The sequence below is a fragment of the Mesorhizobium sp. M0088 genome (genome assembly GCF_040322895.1).
Classification (GTDB): domain Bacteria; phylum Pseudomonadota; class Alphaproteobacteria; order Rhizobiales; family Rhizobiaceae; genus Mesorhizobium.
The window spans coordinates 1-6,014 of sequence record NZ_JAMYUI010000057.1; the positions used below are offsets into that span (position 1 = coordinate 1).

The following is a 6,014-nucleotide window of genomic DNA, read 5'->3' on the forward strand; positions in this document are numbered from 1 at the left end:
AATATTACTGTTTGACGACACGCAGATCCCTCCTTAAATCTTTCGATCTTTTGTCGTGTTAGGTGTCGCGGGCGGCCGTCGGGCGCTCGAAACCCCCCCCCCCCCGGCAGGTCAGATGGCTGGGAAGCCGGGATGGCGCGCCGGCGGCTCCTGTCCGAAAAAGTCCTTGAAGGCGGCATCGTAGAGTGCGTTTTCGTGGCCGAACATGGCGATGGTGAAGGTCGAGTTGACGAAGGTCAGCCAGTCAAGGTCGCCTTGCCGGAGTGCCGCGCCATAAAGCATGCTCAGCCAGCTCTTGCCGGCGTCGAAATATCTGTCCGGATTGCGCGAGGCGAGCCAGCGCACCGTGGACAGATCGACGGCAGCGGCGTCGACGCGTTTCGATTCCAGTGCCTGCAGCACGTTGGCCTGGGTATCGATCTGCATAACCTGGCACTCGGGCAGCACCGAATGCACCTGCGCCTCGGCATCGACATTCTGCAGGATGGAGACGCGTGTCGCCGAGCCGCCGGCAAGCAGCTTGTCGAAGGTCTTGTTCTCGGCGGTCGGAAGGCTCAGCAGGGCGACGCCCTCCACGTAGTAAGGCCGGGAAAAATTGACTAGCTGCGAGCGCTGGGCGCTCATCGTCATGAACTGAATGGTGATGTCGACCTTGTTGGTGGTGACGTTGGGGATGCGCTGTGCCGGATCCTGCATCACGAACTCGACCTTGGTCGGATCGTCGAAAAGGCCCTTGGCAAGAATGCGCCCCATGGTGATGTCCATGCCGACGAGTTCGCCGGCATCGTTCTCGAAGTGCCACGGCGCATTGGTGCTGCCGGTGCCGACGATCAGCTTGCCGCGATCGAGCACGGTGCGCAGCAGGCTGTCGGGTGCTGCCTGGGCAGCGGCCTTTTGGGCATCGACGGTTACCGCCGCACCCACGACGCCGGCCGCGGCCAGTCCCGCCATTCCCAATTTCAGAAAATCACGTCTTCCGGATGTGTCGTTCACGGCGACCTCCTTTCGTTTGTGTTCCCCTTGCACAGGCAATACACGCGTCAGTGACGTCAAAGCGATTGTCTCTTACAAGAGACGCGTGTATCCTGTACAGGACAGATACTAACACCGGGTATCAACAATGCAAGATGGCAATGCCTCGGCACTTTCAGCCGGCGAGAAGATTTCGGGCTCCCGAGAAAAGGGGCTCAACCGGGTGCTCGAGATTCTGGAGTTTCTTCACACGACCCAGCGCGCGATCGGCATTGGCGACCTTGCCAAGGGCGTGAACGCGCCCCGCTCGACGACCTATACGCTTGTGCGGTCGCTGGTCGATGCGGGACTGCTGGAAATGCAAGGCGACGACAATCGCGTCTATTTCGGCAAGAAGCTTTATCTCTACGGAATGGACTATGTGCGGGGCAACGACCTGTTGAGGCGGGGGCGCCAAGAGGTCGACAATCTGTCGCGCGAGACCGGCGAGACTTCCGAACTGTGCATGCTGCAGAGCGGCCGCTATACGATCGTCCATGCGAGTCCCGGCACCAGGCCGTTCCGCATCAGTTCCGCCACCGGCTTGCAGATACCGCTGCCCTGGACAGCCTCGGGGCGGCTGCTTCTGGCGGGGCTGGAGAAGGCTGAGATCGAAGACATGGTGTCAAACGACGATCTCGTGCTGCCCGACGGGCGCAAACTGCGGCTCGACGATTTCGTCGCCGACATCGCAAAAGCGCGGATCACCGGCTATTGCGTCACTTCAGGCCTTGTCGATGCCTATACCAAGTGCCTTGCCGCGCCGGTGTTTTCAGCGCCGGGCAAGGTCGAGGCGACGATGTGCCTGGTGGTCCCCATCGATACATCCGAGGGGCGGACCGGCGAACTTATCGGCCTGCTGCGTGATCGTGCCGCGAAGCTTTCGATCGCCGTGTAGCGCGAGCGAGCGAACGCCAACTCACGCAATGATGTCGGGAATGATCTTGTCTTCCAGCGCCATCAGCCGGTCCTTCAGGAACAGCTTCTTCTTCTTCATGCGCTGAATCTGCAGCGGATCGCAGGCCATGGCGATCATCGCGTTGATGGCCGCATCGAAATCGGCGTGTTCCTGCTTCAGGCGGGAAAATTCTAGGCGAATATCGGCCTGTTCCTGATCGGACATTCTCTACCGTCTGCACGTCTGCGGCGCCCAAAACTGGGCCTGATTGGGCGGGACCGGGTGTTTTGTCACCGGCGTGCAGCCCATATCACATTTCAAGGTGTCGTGGAATGCTACCACGGATCATTCGACATCGCGGCCGGATGGTGGCACAGTGTCATTGTGCCGTCACAGAAGCGAACCTGCGGTGGACGCGCCGTGACGGTTGCAATCGAGGAAAACCATGAAAGGGAGAACCAATCATGTCTCTTGCATCCCATCTTGATGAGTTGCAGCGGAAACACGGCGACATCGAACGTGAAATCGATGACGCGATGAATCATCCATCGGTAGACGACCTCGAAATCGTGAATCTCAAGCGACGCAAGCTGGCACTCAAGGACGAGATTGAAAAACTAAGAGGCAAACCGACCACGCATTGATGCCCTCCTGACATAGCCGCCCCATATCCGCGGCCTCTTTTCCCGGCGGCACCCCGCCGCCGGCGTGGAGGGTTTTGATTTTCCAGCACCGGTCTGTCAGCCGAAGCTGGACTTGCACCCGGCTCAATCTCCGCTTCGGCCGTCGCCCGTTTCGCCAGATCATCGATTGTTTCTGGTCGCCGGCGGCGGGCGATTCCGGCCAGTGGCGACCTGTCGCCATTGACAAGCCATCTTTGCTCCTCCACCTCATGCCCGGACCTCAGCGCATCGGCCCGGGGCGTCGTTGTGCGTCCATGCAGGACACAAGATGCCCCAGAGACAAAAGGCTGCCGGCATGACCGGATATTTTTCCTCTCCTTTCCCCCGCCGCACGTCGGTCGGCGTCGATGTCGGCGGCGTGGTCGTCGGCGGCGGCGCGCCTGTCGTCGTCCAATCGATGACCAACACCGACACGGCCGATATCGACCAGACGGTTGCGCAGGTCGCAGCCCTCCACCGGGCCGGCTCCGAGATCGTGCGCATCACCGTCGATCGCGACGAGAGCGCCGCCGCCGTGCCGCGCATTCATGAGCGGCTTCAGCGGCTCGGCATCAACGTGCCGCTGGTCGGCGATTTCCACTATATCGGCCACAAGCTTTTGGCCGATCACCCGGCCTGCGCCGACGCGCTGGCCAAATATCGCATTAACCCCGGCAATGTCGGCTTCAAGGACAAGAAGGACCGGCAGTTCGCCGATATCGTCGAGATGGCGATCAGGCACGACAAGCCGGTGCGCATCGGTGTCAACTGGGGCTCGCTCGACCAGGAGCTTTTGACCCGGCTGATGGACGACAACCAGGACAAGGGTTTTCCGCTGACGGCGCAGGAGGTGATGCGCGAGGCGATCGTGCAGTCGGCGATCCTGTCGGCCGAGATGGCGGAAGAGATCGGCCTTGGCCGCGAAAAAATCATCCTGTCGGCCAAGGTCAGCGGCGTGCAGGACCTGATCGCCGTCTATACCGAACTCGCCACCCGCTCCAATCATGCGCTGCATCTCGGCCTGACCGAAGCCGGCATGGGCTCGAAGGGCATCGTCGCTTCGTCGGCCGCCATGGGCATCCTGCTCCAGCAAGGCATCGGCGACACCATCCGCATCTCGCTGACACCGGAGCCGAACGGCGACCGCACGCGCGAGGTGCAGGTGTCGCAGGAATTGCTGCAGACCATGGGGTTCAGGCAGTTCGTGCCGATTGTTGCCGCTTGCCCCGGTTGCGGCCGCACCACCTCCACCGTGTTCCAGGAACTCGCCCAGAACATCCAGGCCGATCTCAGGAAGAACATGCCCGTGTGGCGCGACAAATACCCCGGCGTCGAGAACCTCAAGGTCGCGGTGATGGGTTGCATCGTCAACGGCCCTGGCGAGTCCAAGCATGCCGATATCGGCATTTCGCTGCCCGGCACGGGCGAAATGCCGACGGCGCCTGTCTTCGTCGACGGCAAGAAGGCGGCGACGCTGCGCGGGCCGTCGATCGCCGCGGATTTCGAGAAAATGGTCGCCGACTATATCGAACAGCGGTTCGGTCGCGGCGGCAAGGCCGCGGCAGAGTAGGTCAAATGCAGCGTTTCCTATGGGCGACGCTGATCCTGCTGTACGGGCTGACCTGGTCGGCCCTTGTGCAGGCCGATCCGCCGCAATCCGCCAAGCAGCGGCTGATCGACAAAGTCTGCAATCTGATCCAGGCGCATGCCGACCAGAACGGCCTGTCCAGGGATTTCTTCGCCCGGCTGATCTGGAAGGAAAGCCGTTTCGATCCCAACGCCGTCAGTCCGGTCGGTGCCGAAGGCATTGCCCAGTTCATGCCGGGCACCGCCAAGATGCGCGGGCTCGCCAATTCCTTCGACATCAACCAGGCGATTCCGGCTTCGGCTAGATATCTCGCCGAAATGAAAACCGGCTACGGCAATCTCGGCCTGGCCGCCGCCGCCTACAATGCCGGCGAGAGCCGGGTGTCGCGCTGGCTCAGTTCCGGGGGGTTCCTGCCGATGGAGACCGAAAGCTATGTCTTAGACATCATGGGCGAACCAGCCGACAAGTTCACGGACCGGGCCTATGCCGGAAAAGTCGAGCCGCTCGACGCAAAGACGGATTTTGCCGTCGCTTGCCGAAAACTGCCGGTGATCATGTCGCGGACGGTGGCCATGGCTTCGATCAACATAAAGCCATGGGGCATCCAGGTGGCCGGCAATTTTCGCCGCAGTGCCGCGATCAACCAGTGGCTCAGAGTAAGGAGCCGGTTCCCGGCCCTGCTCAACGGGCATGATCCGGTGGTCAGCCGGGTGCGCACGCCGATCGGCCGGCGCGGCATCTACGCGGTCAGGATCGGTGTCGACCGCCGCGCCGATGCCAACGTTATTTGCCAGAAATTGCAAAGTGTCGGTGGGGCGTGCGTGGTGGTGCGCAACCGGTAATTTGGCCGCTGCCGGCATGGTGTTTTGTCCGAGAGAGGCATTTAAAAGCGACAGCCGTGACGCCGCATCCAGCAAAGATTTCAGCTATAGCGGCCGCCATCTTTACTGGGCGGCGGCCCTGTCTTTGACGAGCAGCATGGGTCTCAACATGTTCGATGGATACATATCTGCGGCACGCCGAGGACCGGAAGCACGCTGCTGTGCGAGCATCTGGCATCCACGAAGACGACTGGCGATCCGCACTCATTCTATCGGCGGCAGGATGTGCTGGAGTGGGCTGAAGAGTGGAAGCTGCCTGATCGCGACACGATGAGTGAGCTCGACTTCAATGTCGCCTATCTCAACGCGGCGATCGCTGCGGGCAAGGGTGGAACCGGCCTCTTCGGCCTTCGCTTGATGCGCGAAAATCTGGATGAGCTTTCGACGATCCTCGACCGGATTTTCCCGAAACTGCCGTCGGACGGAGCGCGGTTCGAAAGAGCATTCGGCAATGTTCTCTACATACACCTCTCGCGGGAGGACAAGCTCGCGCAGGCTGTCTCCCTGATCAAGGCAGAGCAGACCGGTCTTTGGCATATCGCTCCCGACGGCACCGAGATCGAAAGGGTCGCGCCGCCGAAAGAGCCTCAATATGATTTCGAGCGGATCAAACGAGAGGTCACGGAACTCGAGACCTATGACGCGGCCTGGAACATTTGGTTCGCAGAGCAAGGCATATCCCCGCTGCGCGTCGGCTATGAGCGCCTTTCAGGCAATCCGGCCGCGACATTGCTAGGCATCTGCGAAGCCCTGGGAGTCCCAGCGCCTGACGGGGAGGATGTAAGCCCCGGCGTTGCAAAAGCTCGCTGACGCGACAAGCCTCGACTGGATGCGCCGCTATCGTCTGGAGGCAGCAGCCGTCTGACGCATCCTCATGGACGCAGTCTAGCCCGGATATCTCACACAGTCTTTCGGCGCGAGGCTGGCGGCAGCGATTTTGCCGGCGCTTGAGCTGCGGGCAAGGGATGTCCGCC

Annotated in this window: 7 protein-coding genes; 5 read left to right on the plus strand and 2 right to left on the minus strand. The window is 61.4% G+C overall.

Annotated elements, in window-relative coordinates; all coding sequences use genetic code 11:
• Positions 1-111: 111 nt before the first annotated feature.
• On the minus strand, positions 112-993 hold the full coding sequence (locus tag NKJ67_RS34920; RefSeq protein WP_128305966.1) for a transporter substrate-binding protein: 882 nt from the start codon (positions 991-993) through the stop codon (positions 112-114).
• Positions 994-1,120: 127 nt separating this feature from the next.
• Here NKJ67_RS34920 and NKJ67_RS34925 point away from each other — a divergent pair, with 127 nt between their 5' ends.
• Positions 1,121-1,909, plus strand: a complete 789-nt coding sequence (locus tag NKJ67_RS34925; RefSeq protein ID WP_352554513.1) for an IclR family transcriptional regulator — start codon at positions 1,121-1,123, stop codon at positions 1,907-1,909.
• A gap of 21 nt (positions 1,910-1,930) precedes the next feature.
• Here the strand turns inward: NKJ67_RS34925 and NKJ67_RS34930 are convergent, their stop codons facing one another.
• The gene (locus NKJ67_RS34930) at positions 1,931-2,134 is read right to left on the minus strand and encodes a YdcH family protein (protein WP_013529216.1); all 204 of its coding nucleotides are present in this window, start codon (positions 2,132-2,134) and stop codon (positions 1,931-1,933) included.
• 239 nt (positions 2,135-2,373) lie between these two features.
• Between NKJ67_RS34930 and NKJ67_RS34935 the strand changes: the two genes are divergently transcribed.
• The 4 genes from NKJ67_RS34935 to NKJ67_RS34950 all read left to right on the plus strand — a co-directional run bounded on the left by NKJ67_RS34935 (position 2,374) and on the right by NKJ67_RS34950 (position 5,850).
• Positions 2,374-2,553, plus strand: a complete 180-nt coding sequence (locus NKJ67_RS34935) for a YdcH family protein (RefSeq protein WP_013529217.1) — start codon at positions 2,374-2,376, stop codon at positions 2,551-2,553.
• A gap of 334 nt (positions 2,554-2,887) precedes the next feature.
• Positions 2,888-4,141, plus strand: coding sequence for a flavodoxin-dependent (E)-4-hydroxy-3-methylbut-2-enyl-diphosphate synthase (gene ispG, locus NKJ67_RS34940; protein ID WP_352585867.1), 1,254 nt, complete (start codon positions 2,888-2,890; stop codon positions 4,139-4,141).
• 5 nt (positions 4,142-4,146) lie between these two features.
• On the plus strand, positions 4,147-5,001 hold the full coding sequence (locus tag NKJ67_RS34945; protein WP_023810941.1) for a lytic transglycosylase domain-containing protein: 855 nt from the start codon (positions 4,147-4,149) through the stop codon (positions 4,999-5,001).
• Positions 5,002-5,211: 210 nt separating this feature from the next.
• Positions 5,212-5,850: a Stf0 family sulfotransferase gene (locus tag NKJ67_RS34950; RefSeq protein WP_352585869.1), complete on the plus strand. Its 639-nt coding sequence runs from the start codon at positions 5,212-5,214 to the stop codon at positions 5,848-5,850.
• The last annotated feature ends 164 nt before the right edge of the window (positions 5,851-6,014 follow it).

Excerpts from the sequence above, each read along its gene's own strand:
- NKJ67_RS34930 (WP_013529216.1), bottom strand. The coding sequence starts at position 2,134 with ATGTCCGATCAGGAACAGGCCGATATTCGCCTAGAATTTTCCCGCCTG.
- NKJ67_RS34935 (WP_013529217.1), top strand. The coding sequence starts at position 2,374 with ATGTCTCTTGCATCCCATCTTGATGAGTTGCAGCGGAAACACGGCGAC.
- NKJ67_RS34925 (WP_352554513.1), top strand. The coding sequence starts at position 1,121 with ATGCAAGATGGCAATGCCTCGGCACTTTCAGCCGGCGAGAAGATTTCG.
- NKJ67_RS34945 (WP_023810941.1), top strand. The coding sequence starts at position 4,147 with ATGCAGCGTTTCCTATGGGCGACGCTGATCCTGCTGTACGGGCTGACC.
- ispG (WP_352585867.1), top strand. The coding sequence starts at position 2,888 with ATGACCGGATATTTTTCCTCTCCTTTCCCCCGCCGCACGTCGGTCGGC.